Annotated in this window: 12 protein-coding genes and 1 pseudogene; 3 read left to right on the plus strand and 10 right to left on the minus strand. The window is 61.4% G+C overall.

Going from position 1 to position 15,698, the window contains the following annotated elements; translation table 11 throughout:
• The first annotated feature begins 3 nt into the window (after positions 1-3).
• A complete protein-coding gene (gene dxs / locus RMR13_RS03820; protein ID WP_310599316.1) occupies positions 4-1,908 on the plus strand; it encodes a 1-deoxy-D-xylulose-5-phosphate synthase in 1,905 nt (634 codons plus the stop codon).
• An 80-nt stretch (positions 1,909-1,988) separates the two neighbouring features.
• Here dxs and RMR13_RS03825 read toward each other — a convergent pair whose 3' ends face one another.
• From RMR13_RS03825 to tatC, 3 genes and pseudogenes are all read right to left on the minus strand, one after another.
• Positions 1,989-3,008 carry an NAD-dependent epimerase gene (locus RMR13_RS03825; RefSeq protein ID WP_310599317.1) on the minus strand — a complete coding sequence of 340 codons (1,020 nt, stop codon included), beginning with the start codon at positions 3,006-3,008 and terminating at the stop codon, positions 1,989-1,991.
• A gap of 24 nt (positions 3,009-3,032) precedes the next feature.
• A complete protein-coding gene (locus RMR13_RS03830; RefSeq protein ID WP_310599318.1) occupies positions 3,033-4,313 on the minus strand; it encodes a class II fructose-bisphosphate aldolase in 1,281 nt (426 codons plus the stop codon).
• A 169-nt stretch (positions 4,314-4,482) separates the two neighbouring features.
• Positions 4,483-5,210: pseudogene (gene tatC / locus RMR13_RS03835) on the minus strand (twin-arginine translocase subunit TatC).
• Positions 5,211-5,447: 237 nt separating this feature from the next.
• Between tatC and RMR13_RS03845 the strand changes: the two are divergent.
• Entirely contained in the window at positions 5,448-6,839 is a 1,392-nt protein-coding gene (locus tag RMR13_RS03845) for a sigma-54 dependent transcriptional regulator (RefSeq protein WP_310599321.1), read from the plus strand.
• Positions 6,840-6,900: 61 nt separating this feature from the next.
• Entirely contained in the window at positions 6,901-8,649 is a 1,749-nt protein-coding gene (locus RMR13_RS03850) for an ATP-binding protein (protein ID WP_310599322.1), read from the plus strand.
• Here RMR13_RS03850 and murA read toward each other — a convergent pair.
• From murA to RMR13_RS03885, 7 genes are all read right to left on the minus strand, one after another.
• Positions 8,639-9,922 (minus strand): UDP-N-acetylglucosamine 1-carboxyvinyltransferase, encoded by a 1,284-nt coding sequence (gene murA, locus RMR13_RS03855; RefSeq protein ID WP_310599323.1) that lies wholly within the window; start codon positions 9,920-9,922, stop codon positions 8,639-8,641. The genes RMR13_RS03850 and murA overlap by 11 nt on opposite strands.
• A 61-nt stretch (positions 9,923-9,983) precedes the next feature.
• Positions 9,984-10,838 (minus strand): peptide chain release factor N(5)-glutamine methyltransferase, encoded by an 855-nt coding sequence (prmC, locus tag RMR13_RS03860; RefSeq protein ID WP_310599324.1) that lies wholly within the window; start codon positions 10,836-10,838, stop codon positions 9,984-9,986.
• A gap of 11 nt (positions 10,839-10,849) precedes the next feature.
• Entirely contained in the window at positions 10,850-11,920 is a 1,071-nt protein-coding gene (prfA, locus tag RMR13_RS03865) for a peptide chain release factor 1 (RefSeq protein ID WP_310599325.1), read from the minus strand.
• Positions 11,921-12,144: 224 nt separating this feature from the next.
• Positions 12,145-12,363 (minus strand): 50S ribosomal protein L31, encoded by a 219-nt coding sequence (gene rpmE / locus RMR13_RS03870; RefSeq protein WP_310599326.1) that lies wholly within the window; start codon positions 12,361-12,363, stop codon positions 12,145-12,147.
• A 96-nt stretch (positions 12,364-12,459) separates the two neighbouring features.
• Entirely contained in the window at positions 12,460-13,707 is a 1,248-nt protein-coding gene (rho, locus tag RMR13_RS03875) for a transcription termination factor Rho (protein WP_310599327.1), read from the minus strand.
• Between the two features lie 396 nt (positions 13,708-14,103).
• A complete protein-coding gene (gene coaE, locus RMR13_RS03880) occupies positions 14,104-14,697 on the minus strand; it encodes a dephospho-CoA kinase (protein ID WP_310599328.1) in 594 nt (197 codons plus the stop codon).
• The gene (locus RMR13_RS03885) at positions 14,694-15,674 is read right to left on the minus strand and encodes an RluA family pseudouridine synthase (RefSeq protein ID WP_310599329.1); all 981 of its coding nucleotides are present in this window, start codon (positions 15,672-15,674) and stop codon (positions 14,694-14,696) included. Before RMR13_RS03885 ends, coaE begins: the two co-directional genes overlap by 4 nt.
• Positions 15,675-15,698 lie beyond the last annotated feature (24 nt).

Consider the following 15,698-nt stretch of genomic DNA (forward strand, 5'->3'; position numbering starts at 1 on the left):
GTCATGCTCACTGTGGATTCCCTGACCGACCGGCCCGGCACCCTGCTGGAAGCCATTGATTCGCCCTCTGACCTGCGCCGCCTCGACCTGGAGCAGATGGAGCAACTTGCCCGCGAACTCCGGGAAACCATCATTGCCACCGTAGCCGAAACCGGTGGCCACCTGGCCCCCAGCCTGGGGGTGGTCGAGCTGACCCTGGCCCTGCATTACGTCTTCGACACCCCCCGCGACAGACTGATCTGGGACGTGGGCCACCAGGCCTATGCCCACAAGCTGATCACCGGCCGCCGGGACCGGTTCCAGACCCTGCGGCGCTACAAGGGCCTCAGCGGTTTTCCTAAACGCTCGGAAAGCGACTACGACACCGTCGAGACCGGCCACAGTTCCACCTCGGTCTCGCACGGCCTCGGCATGGCCGCGGCCAAGGCCATCCGGGGCGACCAAGCCAAGGTGATCGCCGTCATCGGCGACGGCTCAATGACCGCCGGCATGGCCTTCGAGGGGCTCAACCATGCCGGCGATCTCGGCCGCGACCTGGTGGTTGTCCTCAACGACAACGAAATGTCGATCTCGAGAAATGTCGGGGCCTTGTCCAGTTTCCTCAGCCGCAAGATGACCGGCAGGATGGTCCGCCGCCTGCGCGACCACATCGAGGAACGCCTGCTGGCGCTCTCCTCGGTGGGCGAAAACATCCTCACCATGCTGCGCAAGAGCGAGGAGAGCATCAAGGGCTTCTTCACGCCGGGCATGCTGTTCGAGGCCCTGAAATTCAAATACGTCGGCCCGATTCCCGGCCACGAACTCGGCGACCTGGTCGCCACCCTGGAAAACGTCCGCGACCACAACCACGGTCCGGTGCTGGTGCATGTGATCACCACCAAGGGCAAGGGCTACCTCCCCGCCGAAACTCATCCCGGCGACTACCACGGCATCGGTCCCTTTGACGCGGCCACCGGTCAGCCCAGGAAAAATCCCGGGGCCGCGATTTCCTACACCAAGGTCTTCGGCGACACCCTATGCCGCCTGGCCCGGCAGGATCAACGGTTGGTGGCGATCACCGCCGCCATGCCCGGCGGAACCGGCATGCTGCCGTTCGCCGCCGAATTTCCCGACCGTTTTTTCGATGTCGGCATTGCCGAGCAGCACGCGGTCTCCTTTGCCGCGGGCCTGGCCCTGGAGGGGTTGCGGCCGATGTTCGCCGTGTATTCCTCGTTCATGCAAAGGGCTTTGGACCAGCTGATCCACGACGTCTGCCTGCCCAACCTGCCGGTCACCATCGCCCTGGACCGCAGCGGCGTGGTCGGGGCCGACGGGCCAACCCACCACGGCGTCTTCGATCTTTCCTTTCTCCGCTTCATCCCCAACCTGACGGTGATGTCGCCCAAGGATGAGAACGAGCTGCAGCAGATGCTGTTCACCGCCCTGCACCACCCCGGTCCGGTGGTGATCCGCTATCCCAGGGGCAGCGGTGAGGGCGTTGCCCTGGAGGCATCCTTCCGCCGACTGGAGATCGGCAAGGGGGAAGTGCTTCGGCAAGGAAGCGACGTGCTCCTGCTGCCGGTGGGCAACCGGGTCTATCCCGCTTTGGCGGCGGCGGAACGATTGGCGGAGTCGGGCATCGACGCCGCGGTCGTCAATCCCCGCTTCGTCCGCCCCCTGGACGGCGAACTCATCGCCACCTGGGCGGAGAAAACCGGCCGGGTCATCACCATCGAGGACAACAGCATCCTCGGCGGCTTTGGCAGCGGCGTGCTGCAACTCCTGCACGAACGCGGCCTTCAGGTGCCGGTCACCATCCTCGGCTACCCCGATCGTTTTGTCGAGCACGGTCCCCAGGCTACCCTCTGGGCCGATGCCGGCATCGATGCCGACGGCATCGTCCGTACCATTCAGGCGCTACTGCACTGAAACGAAAAAAGGGCGGCACCGCCTCTTCCGCGCTGCCGCCCCTGATTGCTCCCGCCGCTTTACTGCGCGGCGGCCTGCGATCAAACCCGATAGTACCCCCGGTACCACTCGACGAACTTTCCGATGCCGGTCTCGATCAAGGTGGCCGGCTTGAATCCCACCGCTGCCACCAAATCGGCGACATCGGCGTAGGTGGCCGGCACATCGCCGTCCTGCATGGGCAGGAAATTCTTCTTGGCCTTTTTTCCCAGGCAATCTTCCAACACCTCGATGTAGCGCATCAGCCGTTCCTTGTTGTTGTTGCCGATGTTGTACACCCGCCAGGGACAATAGCTGGTGGCCGAATCGGGAGCGTCGCCGCTCCACCCGGGGTCGGGTGCGGCCACATGGTCGACCACCCGGACCACCCCTTCGACAATGTCGTCGATATAGGTGAAATCGCGCTCCATATTGCCATTATTGAACACGTCGATCGGCCGATCCTCGAGAATGGCCTTGGTGAACAGAAACAGAGCCATGTCCGGTCGGCCCCATGGTCCGTACACGGTGAAAAAGCGCAACCCGGTGGTGGGGAGGCCGAACAGGTGGCTGTAGGTGTGGGCCATCAGTTCGTTGGCTTTTTTCGAGGCCGCGTACAACGACACCGGGTGGTCGACATTGTCGTGCACCGAAAAGGGCATCTTGGTGTTGGCGCCGTACACCGAACTCGACGAGGCGTAGACCAGGTGCTTGACCCCGGTGTGCCGGCATCCTTCGAGGAGGTTGACAAAGCCGACCAGGTTGGTGTCGACGTAGGAATGGGGATTGATCAGCGAATAGCGGACCCCGGCCTGGGCAGCCAGGTTGACCACGGCATCGAACCGCTCCACCTCGAACAGGGCTGCGGTCCGTTCGCGGTCCGCCATGTCGAACCCGGCATGGCGGAAGTTGGCATGGGCCGTTAGCTGGGCCAAACGGTCCCGCTTGAGCTGCGGGTCGTAATAGTCGTTGAGATTATCGAGCCCGACCACCTCCCGGCCCTCGGCAAGTAGCCGCAGGGCCAGGCCATGACCGATGAATCCGGCCGCGCCGGTGATGAGAATTTTCTGTAATTTTTTCAAATTGCTTTCCCTATCCTTCAGGATTCAGTCGTCGTAATTGCCCGCCGGCCCCTTGTCGGTGTCCATGGCCGCGGCCCGCTGGCGGATTTTTTCCACGCTCCAGTTTTCCGGCGATTCGATCCGTCCGGTCTTAGGCCCGATGTCGTAGGAACCGGCCTCGAGAATCGCCTCCACACCGAAGCGGGCGGTATCGGCGGCGTTGAACACTTCCACCAGCATGCTGTAGATGAAATTCTCCACCCGCCGGGCCATCCGCTCGCGCACCGGCTTGGGCTGTCCCATGATCTTGTTTTCAAAGGCCAGGTTGAGACTCTTGTAATCCCCTTTCTTCCAGCCCTTGGAGTCGGCATAGGCCCGCATGGCCTGCCACAGTTCCTCGGTGACGCCCTCGCCCGGCACCTTGATGAAATCGCCGTTGGCATCCAGCTCGGCATTGCCGTAATCGTTGACCTCGACCCCCCAGGAAACCATCTGCAGGGCCGTGGCCACGTTGGCCTTGGTGGTGTAGGTCTGGGAAGCGATCGCCCGCAGCCGGTCGGAATTGTTGCCGGAGGTGCCGTGCTGGGCGCCGGAAACCGCATAACCGGCGAGCGCCTTGTGGATCTCGGCGGTCAACTCCACCTGGATGCCCTGGGCCGAGGCCTCGATGCCGTGGGTGGTGCCGTTGTTGAGCGCAATCCAGTCGGGAAAGATATCGTGGGCATTGAGGCCCTGGATAATGAACAGGGCCTCTTCCTTGGTGGACAGGCCCTCCTTGCCCTTGATCTCGCCCACCTCGGTTTCCAGACCGGACCAGGAGGGGATGTATCTCGCCAACTCGATGCTTGCCAGCAGGTTGTCGGCATCGGGCATGTGCGAGGCATCAATGGCGATCGAGGTGATGCCGGCCTCGAAGATGGTCGGAATTTCGATCGCGGCCACCGGCACGTCTTCCGGCTTTTTGATGCCGTAATGATCGGCGTGAATGGCCACCGGCACGGTGATCGCCAGTTCGTTGCACAGGGCGTCCACCTGGCGGGCCATGTTCCAGTAATTGACCGGGCAGTAGGCGTTGGCCCCGCCTTCCGAACGGGCGATCTCGATGATGATCGCGGCATGCGCCCGCTGCGCGGCCTGGAGCGCGCCCCGGATGATGAGATGGTTGCGGCCATTCGCGGCGATGGTCATGGCCCCGCCCTTGGCCAGCATGGCGCGGTCGATCACCTTGCCGCTGACGATCAGGGCGCGCGAGTTGGGAAACAGAGTTCTGATATTCGGCGGCCGGCCAACTGCCAAAGCTTTCTCAAAATCGGCTATGTAGGACATGTTTTCCTCCTGTTGACAATGCGTTGAGGTGATGGCGGCGGGATCGGCGCCCGACCGCCTCCTGCCGGAGTCGTACGGACCGACTCAATTAGCATATACGAATGATTTTGCATCCGGCAAGGGGAAAAGTCGCGGCCCCGGCGCATGGCGGCGGGCCGGGACAGCCCGCTCACTCCCGGTTCCCGTTATCGGCGTCCGGCTGTTCCTCTGTGGATTTGGGAGCAAAACCGGACAAGGTGGTGCGGGCGAAGAAGGAGACGGCCACGATGCTGACCTCGTAGAGCACAACCAGCGGCCCGGCCATCAGCACCTGATTCACCACGTCCGGCGTCGGGGTGAGGATGGCGGCGACAATGAAGGCGATCAGCACGGCATATTTTCGGTTCTTGACCAGAAAGGGCTTGTCGACCAGGCCGATCCTGCCCAGAAACACCATCAGCACCGGCAGTTCGAAAATAAGGCCAAAGGCGAAAAACAGCCGCAGGGCCAACGAAAAATATTCGTCGACCGATGGCAGGGGCTCGAGGAAGTCGCTGGTGTAGCCGAGCAGGAACTTGAAGGCAGGGGGGAAGACCACCCAGTAGCCAAAGGCCGCGCCGGCGAGAAAGCAGAGGGTGGAGATAACGACAAAGGGAATCGCCACCCGCTTCTCATGGCGATAGAGACCGGGGGAGATGAAGCGCCAGACCTGGAGGAAAATAACCGGGCTGGCAAAGACCACGGCCGCAACCAGGGCGACCTTTAGGTAAAAAAAAACCCTTCTTGATAGGCGGTGAAGATCAGCGGCGTGCCCTTGGGCAGAACCTTGAGCAACGGTTGGAGAAACCAGTCGGCCAGGGGTTCGACAAAACCATAGGCCACGGCAAAACCGGCGGCCACGGCCCCGAGCGAAACCATCAGGCAGGAGCGCAACTCCCGCAGGTGTTCGGTCAGGCTCTGTTGAGTGAATTGTTCCTGAGATTCCACGGCAATATCGTCCCGATTGGCATTGGTTCCTCTGTTCCGGGTTTTGTACCCGATCGGCACGGGAATGTAAACCGGTTATGGATAATGTTTGACTTCAACTTCCACTTGGGGCTACACTGGCCCCCAGGACGGGAGAACTAATTTTCAAGTATTTCTACAAGGTTGAACATGGCCGCCATTCTGGTTGTCGACGACGAACTGAGCATGCGGGAGTTTCTCAAGATCCTTCTTACTAAAGAAGGATACAAAGTCACCACCGCAGCGGAAGGTAAAGCGGCCCTCGCCCTTGCCGAGCAACACCCTTTCGACCTGGTGATTACCGATATCCGCATGCCCGGCATGAGCGGCCTCGAACTGCTGGCCCCCCTCAAGCAGGCGCAGCCGGAGATCGGCATCATCATGATCACCGCCTTTGCCTCGCCCGACGATGCGGTCATGGCGATGAAAAGCGGGGCGTTCGACTATATCACCAAACCGTTCAATGTCGATGAGATCAAAGCCGTCATCAAGGCGGCTCTGAAGAAAAAACAGCACAGCGAAACGCAACCGGCGAGCGGGTTTTCGGAGATTATCGGCCAGAGCCCGGAAATGATGAAGATCTTCGACCTGATCACCAAGATCGCGCCGACGCCGGCCAACGTCCTCATCTACGGCGAATCGGGCACCGGCAAGGAGCTGGTGGCCAAGGCCATCCACAACCGTTCGCGGGTGGCAGCCAACCCCTTTGTCCCCATCACCTGCAGCGCCATCCCCGAAAGCTTGCTGGAGAGTGAGTTGTTCGGCCATGTCAAGGGATCGTTCACCGGCGCGATTGCCGACAAGGCCGGCCTGTTCCAGCTGGCCGACGGCGGCACCGCCTTCCTCGACGAAATCGGCGAGCTAACCCCGATCATCCAGACCAAGCTGCTGCGGGTTCTCCAGGAACGGGAATTCATGCCGGTCGGCTCCACCAAGACCCGGCAGGTCAACGTACGGATCATCGCCGCCACCAACCGTATTCTCGAGCAGGAAATCATCGAGGGCAAATTCCGCGAGGACCTCTACTACCGGCTGGCGGTGGTGCCCATCCGAGTGCCGCCGCTGCGGGAGCGCATCGGTGACGTGCCCCTGTTGGTCAACTATTTCCTGGAAAAATTCTCCAAACTGCTCGGCAAGGAAGTGCAAACCATTTCCTCCTACGGCATGGAGGTGTTGATGCAGTACGACTTCCCGGGCAATGTCCGCGAGTTGGAAAACATCATCGAACGGGGCGTGGCGCTTGAATCCTCCAACATCATTTTGCCGGAAAGCCTGATTCTGTCCCTGCACCGCCAGAAAAAAAACAAAACGGAACAACCGGCCACCTCTGCACCCGCGGCCGGCGCCCCGCTTTTTGTCGCCGCCCATGACGAAAACGAGCTCTTTGCCGAGGGCTTGGAAGAAATCCTGCAGAAGGTGGAGAAAAAGATGATCCTCCACGCCCTGGCCAAGGCCGACAACTCCAAGATGCGGGCCGCCGACCTGCTCAAGCTCAGTTTCAGGAGTTTGCGCTACAAGACCAAAAAACACCAAATCGACTGAAACCGTCCGCCCCGTGTTGGTGGGAACCCCTCTCAGCCCTCAGCCCCGATCATCCGCCACCATGTTCCGCTTTCTCTCTCGGGCCAAGGCCTCCCTCATCGACAGCGAGCAGGAAACCCGGAAGCACCTCTTGTGGTGGTTTCTCGCCCGCGTGGTCCTTTTCACCCTGCTGTTCGCCCTGACCACCGTGCTCCGGGAAAGAGGCCTCGCCCTCACCATGCCCGGCATGTCCACCAGCATCGCCTTTCTTGCGACGCTCTACGGCGCCACCTTTGCCTCAGCCCTGTTTTTGCAGAAAGGGTGCCGGTCAGTGCGGCGGTTCGGTCTGCTCCAGCTTTGCGGCGACGCCGGCATTATTGCCTTGTTGATCTATGCCACCGGCTGCAGCAAATCCGACTTCACCTCGCTGATGATTTTGCCGGTGCTTGCCGCCGGCTTGATTCTCTACCGCCGGGGCGGTCTCTTCCTGGCGGCGGTCACCACCATCGCCTATGGCGCGATTTTGATTTTGGAACAGCTGCGCTGGCTTCCGGATTATTTAAAGCAAGCCCCCCATATCGGCACGGCTGTCCCGCTCTCGGCCGCCAACCTGTTCGCCGTCTACGGCCTGCTCCTTTTCCTGGGTGCCCTGCTGAGCGGCCAATTGGCCAGGCGGCTGCGGGTGACCGAGGAACGGCTCCAGCGGACGGCGCTGGAGTACGACCGGCTCTCCCTGCTTTACAAACAAATCTTCGAGGACATCTCCACCGGCATCATCACCACCGATCAGTCCGACTTCATCACCTCCTGCAATCAAGCGGCGGAACGGATCACCGGCATTCCGCGCGGGCAGGTGCTGGGACAACCGTTCATCCGCTGCTTTCCCGCCATGTTTCTCCAGGAAGCGCAGGGCCGCAACGTCTGCGACTTCAACAAGCCGGACGGTTCGACCATCCGGATCGGCTACTCCTTTTCCTTCTTGAACATGCCGGTGCCGGCGGAGCAGGAACTGGAATCGGAGCTGGAACGGGAGCTGGAACAGAAAGAAGAGGAACGCCAGGCCAGATGGAAGGTGGTCACGCTGCAGGACATCAGCCAGGTCGAGCGGATGGAACAGCAAATCCGCGAGGCGGAAAAGATGGCGGCCATAGGGGAGTTGAGTGCTTCGATCGCCCACGATTTCCGCAATCCCCTGGCCGCGATCTCCGGTTCGGCCCAGATCCTGGCGATGGAGGCGAACAGTCTCGGCAGTCACGATCCGGCGACCTTCAAGACGCTGATGGGGATCATTCTCCGGGAAACCGACCGGATGGCCAAGGCGATCACCGATTTTCTCCAATTCGCCAGGCCGGCCGCGATCCAGCCGGAATGGTTCGACATCAGCCGGCTGGTCGATGAGGTGCTCGTCCAGATGCAGCAATCGATCAACATGGTGGCCGGCACCGTGACCAAGGACATCGGAGCCCATGTCGCCTTCTGGGCGGATCGGCAGCAAATCCAGACCATCCTGACCCATCTGCTGGACAATGCCTGCCACGCGGTTGCCGCGCAACAGGGCAAGGTGGTGGTCGCCGCCGGGGAAGGCACCGAAGACGGCCAGGGCGAACTGTGGCTGGAGGTTCGCGACCAGGGCTCCGGTATTCCTCCGGAATTCCGGGAGCAGGTTTTCACCCCCTTTTTTTCCATTCGGACGGACGGCACCGGCCTGGGCCTGGCCATTGTCCGCCAGATCGTGGAAAACCACGGCGGCAAAGTCGAGCTCGACGCCGCGCCCGACTATCCCTGCATCGTCCGAGTACGCCTACCCATGCCCTTGCCGGCTACTCCCTGACCTTGCTCACCTTGGCGCCGAGCCCCTGCATTTTTTCCACCATGTTCTCATATCCCCGCTCGAGGTGGTAAATCCTGGAGATATTGGTGGTGCCTCCGGCGGCGAGGCCGGCAATCACCAACGATGCCGAAGCGCGCAGATCGGTGGCCATAACCGGCGCGCCGCACAGTTTGTCGCGGCCGATGCCCCGGACCACGGCCCGTGAGCCTTCAATGGTGATGTCCGCTCCCATGCGCTTGAGTTCGGCCACGTGCATGAACCGGTTTTCGAAAATGGTCTCGTGGATGATGGAGGTGCCGTTTCCCAGCACCATCAGGGCCATGAACTGGGCCTGGAGGTCGGTGGGAAAGCCGGGGTACGGCAAGGTAGTTATATCGACGCTGCACGGGCGGCAAATGTTGCGGCCGTCGAGTTCCGGGCAGGAGACGGTCAGCGAATCGTCGGTCGTTTCGATGGCCACTCCGCAGAGCAGCAGTTTTTCGGTCAGTGCCGGCAGGTGGGCCGGGGTGCAACCGGTCAGGGTAATCCTGCCTCCGGCGGCCGCGGTGGCGATCATGTAGGTGCCGGTCTCGATCCGGTCGGGGATGATGGTCGATTCGGCGGCATGGAGCCGCTCGCCCCCGTGGACCACCAGCCGGTCGGTGTCCTTGCCATCGATTTCGGCCCCCATGCCCACCAGCATATCGATCAAGTTGCCGACTTCGGGCTCCTTGGCGGCATTCTTGATCACCGTTTCCCCCTTGGCCATGACCGAGGCCATGAGCACGTTTTCGGTGCCGGTCACCGAGGGGATGTCGAAATAGACCGTCCCGCCCCCCATCCGCCCTTCGGCCGCCGCCTCCACATACCCCTGCTCCAGACGGGTCACCACCCCCAACTTTTCAAAGCCCTTGAGATGGAAATTGATCGGCCGGGCACCGATGGCGCAGCCGCCCGGCAGCGATACCCGGGCAAAACCGGAACGGGCCAGCAGCGGCCCCAACACCAGCACCGAGGCCCGCATGGTTTTCACCAGGTCGTAAGGCGCTTCCACCCCGGTGAGCCGGTCGCTGTTGATCCGGACCGTCTTCCCCTGCCGTTCCCATCGCGCCCCCAGAATCTCCAGGAGCTTGAGCATCGTCCTGGTATCGCGTAGATCCGGGACATTGTGCAGGGTATGCCAGCCGGGAGCAAGCAGGGTGGCGGCGATGAGGGGCAGAGCCGCGTTTTTGGCGCCGCTGATGGCCACCGTGCCGTACAGGGGCGTTCCGCCCTCGATGATGAGTTGATCCATAAGACGTGTTCAGGAAGAAAGACTGGACGAGCCGCGTCGGCATTCCGCCGCGTGGCCTGGGTTAGGGTTCATGGCGCGCCCGGAGAACCCGGGGGCGGCCGGCCCAGTCGTCGATGACCAGGACCTGGCCGTACCCCGGCACGGTCGATCGGAAGAGGCGGGCCGCCTTTTCCCCTTGATCGGCGCCGATTTCCAGAAAAATCCAACCGCCCGGACGCAGGTGGCCGCGGGCCTCTCTCGCAATCCGCTCGATGCAGTGCATCCCGCCCAGACCGCCCGACAGGGCAAGGCGGGGGTCACCTCTGGCGACCTCCGGTTCCAGGCCGTCGATCTCTTCCTCGGCGACATAGGGCGGATTGCTGACAATCAGATCAAAGGGACGGCAAACATTCAGGGCGGCAAACAGATCGCAGCAAACAGGCAGCACCAGATCGGCGGTCATGTGTCGGGCGCTGTTGTCCCGCGCCACCCGCAGGGCAGCCTCGGAAATATCGGCGGCCACCACTGCGCACCCCAACTCCCTGGCCAGGACCACCGCGATCGCCCCGCTGCCGGTGCAGAGATCGAGGGCATGGGCGATCCCGGTCTGCCCGCATTCCGCCAGCACCTGCTCAAGGAGGAATTCGGTCTCGGGCCGGGGAATGAGCACAGCCGGCGACACCGCGAAATCAAGCGACCAGAATTCCTGCAAGCCGGTCAGGTGTTGCAGGGGAACCCGCTGGCAACGGCGGGCAATCAGCTCCCGGTATCGGAACGAAATCGCCTCGTCCACCGGCCGGCCGGCGAGCAGAACCATCTGGCTGCGATTCCACCCGGTCAGGTGCTGCAGGAGCAGTCGGGCATCAAGGGCCGCATCGGCGACGCCGGCGGCAATCAGCCGGGCCGTGGCCTCGGCCAGGAGGGTATCGATCCGCATGACCCAACCGGTCAATGGACCGATTTCAGGGCTTCGGTCTGATAGTGGGTGATCAGCGGCACGATGACATCGTCGATCACCCCGGCCATCACCTGGTCCAGACGATAGATGGTCAGGTTGATGCGGTGATCCGTGACTCTGCCCTGGGGAAAATTGTAGGTGCGAATCCGCTCGCTCCGATCGCCGGAGCCGACCTGGCTCTTCCGTTCCTCGGAAATCCGGTCATGCCGCTCCTGTTCCATCCGGTCGAGCAGCCGGGCGCGCAAAACCTGCAGCGCCTTGGCCTTGTTTTTATGCTGGGATTTCTCGTCCTGGCAGGTAACCACCAGGCCGGTGGGCAGATGGGTGACCCGCACTGCGGAATCGGTGGTATTGACCGATTGGCCGCCGGGGCCTGACGACCGATAGACATCGAATTTCAGCTCATTGGGCTCGATGTGCAGGTCGACTTCCTCGGCCTCGGGAATGATGGCGACGGTCACCGCCGAGGTGTGGATGCGTCCCTGGGTTTCGGTGTCCGGCACCCGCTGCACCCGATGCACGCCCGATTCGTACTTCAGTCGGGAGTAGACCTGCTGGCCGCTGATGAGGGCGATGATCTCCTTGAACCCGCCGATCCCGATGGGGTTGGAACTCATCACTTCGACCCGCCAGCCCTGCATTTCGGCGTAGCGGCTGTACATGCGAAAGAGGTCGGCAGCGAACAGGGCCGCTTCGTCGCCGCCGGTCCCCGCCCTGATCTCCAGGAAGATATTCTTCTCGTCGTTGGGATCCTTGGGCAGCAGGCGGATACGGATCGCCTTTTCCAGTTCCTCTTGCTTGAGGGCCAGCTCTTCCAGTTCCGCCTTGGCCAGGGCCACCAGATCGGGATCGTCCTGCTCGGTGCGGATCAACTCCTGACTGTCGGCAATCTGGGCGCAGACCGAGGTATAGGCCGCATACAGTTCGGCGATTTTCGCGACCTGGGCATGTTCCCGAACCACTTCCCGGTATCGTTGCTGATCGCTCACCAGGGACGGGTCGGAAAGCTGCCGCTCCAAGGCGCCCAGTTTTTCGTCGATGTCTCGGAGATTGTCAAACATACCTGCCCTGCAGGAACCTTGAAGAAAAAGGGGCCATTGCACGCGAACGGGACGCGGCAAAACACTTCCCGCCGCCTTGCCGGCCCCCGCGTGTCCAAGCGCTGAAAAAGAAAATCCCTCAAGTCCCGGCATGCATCAGCCACCGCGGCCCCGGCTTTCGGGGGGCGGCACGGTCGACAGAAGTGCCGGGATCAGGAGGGGGAGAGAAAAAGGCGGTGCCCGTTTTATTTCTGTTTGCCGCCCTGGTAGTTGGCATATTTCTTTTTGAATTTTTCAATCCGCCCGGCGGTATCGATCAGTTTCTGCTTGCCGGTGAAAAAAGGATGGCAGGCGGAACAGATTTCAACCCGCACTTCGTTCATCACGGAACCGAGTTCGAACTCGTTGCCGCAGGCGCAAACAGCGGTGATCTTATGATAGGCGGGATGGGTATCGGATTTCATGGCAAACACTCCTTGGACAAAGATGGCCTTGATGAAGAATAATCAAAATCTGAAACTATATCTTTTTTCACCGCTTCTTCAAAGAAAAAACAAGCCCTACCGATTCATGGAGGCGAAAAACTCCTGATTGGTCTTGGTCTGGCTCATTTTGTCGAGGAGAAACTCCATGGCGTCGGCAGGATTCATCGAAGAAAGCAGCTTGCGCAGGATCCAGATGCGGTTGAGGTCCTCGGGAGGCAGAAGCAAATCTTCCTTGCGGGTCCCGGACTTTTGGATGTCGATGGCGGGATAGATGCGGCGGTTTGCCATCTTGCGATCCAGCACGATCTCCATATTGCCCGTGCCCTTGAATTCCTCGAAGATGACCTCGTCCATGCGGCTGCCGGTATCGATCAGGGCGGTGGCCAGAATGGTCAGGCTGCCGCCCTCCTCGACATTGCGGGCGGCCCCGAAAAATCGCTTCGGCCGGTGCAGGGCATTGGCCTCGACACCGCCGGACAGGATCTTGCCCGAGGCCGGGGTGACCGTGTTGTAGGCCCTGGCCAGGCGGGTGATGGAATCGAGCAGGATAACCACGTCCTTCTTGTGCTCCACCAAGCGCTGCGCCTTCTGGATCACCATCTCCGCCACCTGGATGTGACGTTGCGGCGGCTCGTCGAAGGTGGAACTGACCACCTCGGCGGCCACGCTCCGCTTCATGTCGGTGACCTCTTCCGGCCGCTCGTCGATGAGCAGCACAATGAGGATGATTTCCTTGTGGTTGGCGACGATCGAGTTGGCGATTTTCTGCATCAGCACCGTTTTACCGGTCCGGGGCGGCGCCACGATCAACCCGCGCTGTCCCTTGCCGAGCGGCGCGGTGATATTGAGCACCCGCATGGAGAGGTTGTCAGGTGTCGTTTCCAGATTGATCAACTGATCCGGGTGCAGAGGGGTCAGGTTGATGAAGGCGGTCTTGTTTTTCGCCGCCTCGGGCAACTCGTAATTGATGGTGTCGACCTTGAGCAGGGCGAAATAGCGCTCGTTGTCCTTGGGCGCCCTCACCTCTCCTTCCACGGTGTCGCCGGTACGAAGGTTGAGGCGGCGGATCTGCGAGGGCGAGACATAAATATCGTCCGGGCCTGGCAGGTAATTGTAGTCCGGGGCGCGCAGAAAGCCGAAACCGTCCTGCAGGATCTCCAGAACGCCGCTGCCCCGCAGCTTGCCGTCCTCATCCGCCTGTTCCTTGAGGATGGCGAAGATCAACTCCTGCTTGGTCATGTTGCTGTATCCCTCGATATTGAGGGAGGCGGCGAGGCTGACCAGATCTTTTATTTTTTTATTCTTGAGTTCAGTGGGATTCATGGACCAATCTTTCCTCCCAGGTGGTCAGCACAACAAACCGCCGAAGGGTATCATTTGTCATTATGGAAGTTGCAGTAAGATAAGCAGCGGCAAAGGGAACTTGCCTTCCTGTTTTCAGAGTGGGTGTCGAGTACCGATGCAAATATGATGAGGCGGTTATCGTGCGCCAGGCTTGGCCGGATGCGATGGTAAACCAGAGATGCGCAAACAAATATCCGGTTGATACCCCTGCACGGGCAGCGCATGGGGCGCGATTCAAGGAATCGAATATATTTTCAGCGTGAAGTAACAGAACAAGAAAACGACAGACTCTGTCCGAGCCTGCTGAGATGTCACTTTAAATATTTGTTTCCCGGGCCGCTGTCAAGAACTTTCTTTGCGCAACCGATCGGGGCTTCAGTGCGACAGGGCGTCGCCCAAGGCAACGATCTTGACGCGGCTCTCCGTCCACTGTCGACTGTTGTCGATCACCCATTCGGCGCGCGCTGCCTTTTCCTCAAGGCTCATCTGCGCGGCAATGGCCCGGGCCGCTTCCCTGCGGCTCACCCCGTCGCGCCGCATGATCCGGCAGCAACGGGCGCCACGCCGGGCATACACCACCAGCACCTCGTTTACCTCGCCGCGCCATCCGGCCTCGAACAATAGGGGGATCTCGACCAGCACCAACCGGGCACGCTGGCAGCCGACCTCGGTCCGGAGCACCTCGCGGGCCAGGGGATGCAGGAGGCCATCGACCTGTCGGCGGATATCCGCATCCTCGAAGATGCGCCGCCGCAAGGCGACCCGGTCGACCCCGCCGTCGGGCAAAAAGTAAGCAGGACCGAAAGCCGCGCGCAATGCCTGCCAGCCCGGCTGGCCGATCTCAAGAAGATGCCGGCAGCATTGATCGATGTCGATGAGCGGCGCCAGGCAATAACTGGCCAACAAGCGTCCCACGGAACTTTTGCCCGAGCCGATACCGCCGGTGATGCCGAGAATCCAAGGCTTCACGCGCCGACACCCTGTGAGCGGCGAAGCGCTGCCAGCACCTGCTGCATATCCTCGGCCAGGGGCGCTGTGCATCGCAACGCTTCGCCGCTGACGGGATGCCTGAACCGCAGGGTGCTGGCGTGCAGCATCTGGCGCAGCGGCCTGATGACCGCATGCCGATCCACGCCTCCACCGTAAAGCGCGTCCCCCGCAACCGGCGACTTGATCGAGGCCATGTGCACCCGAATCTGATGAGTCCGGCCGGTTTCGATCTCGATTTCCGCCCACCCCCAGCCATTGGTAAAACGCTCAAGCAGCCGCCAATTGGTCGCCGCATGTTTGCCGTGTACGGGCCTGACCGCCATTTTCTTGCGGTCAACCGGGTGCCGGCCGATAGAGGAACTCACCCTGCCCTCGTTTTCCCGCGGGCAGCGCAACAGCAACGCGTGGTAGGTCTTGTGGATCTTGCGGTCCTTGAAGTCAGCCATCAACACCCGCAGGGCAATCTCCGTCTTGGCCACCAACATCACCCCCGAGGTGTCCTTGTCCAGACGATGGACAATGCCCGGCCGCCCAGCATCAGCCGCGGGTAATTCCCTGCACAGATGCAGCAGACCGTGCACCAGGGTGCCGCTGCGATGCCCACCGGCGGGATGCACGACCAAGCCTGGCGGTTTATTGATAACAAGGATATGGGCATCCTCGTGCAGCACGGAAAATTCTATCTTTTCAGGGGTGAGATCGGGGGGTTCCGGTGTCGGCAGGACAACGGTGACGGTTTCTTGCTCCCGCAAACGGTACCCGGCCTTGACGTGGCAGCCATCGACCAGTACTTGGGAGGCGACAATCAATTTATTCAGCGCGGATCGGGTATGTTCGGGATATTTACCGGTGAGGAAATGGTCGAGCCGCAAGCCGGCATCGGCGGCAGCGACGACAAAAGTCGTCGGCAAGGCCGCAACGGGCCCGTCGGCAACAGGCAGCGATAGTTCGTTCACCGCTCCTGTCATGGGCGACAAGGG

This window comes from Desulfobulbus sp., assembly GCF_031547805.1.
Lineage (GTDB): Bacteria > Desulfobacterota > Desulfobulbia > Desulfobulbales > Desulfobulbaceae > Desulfobulbus.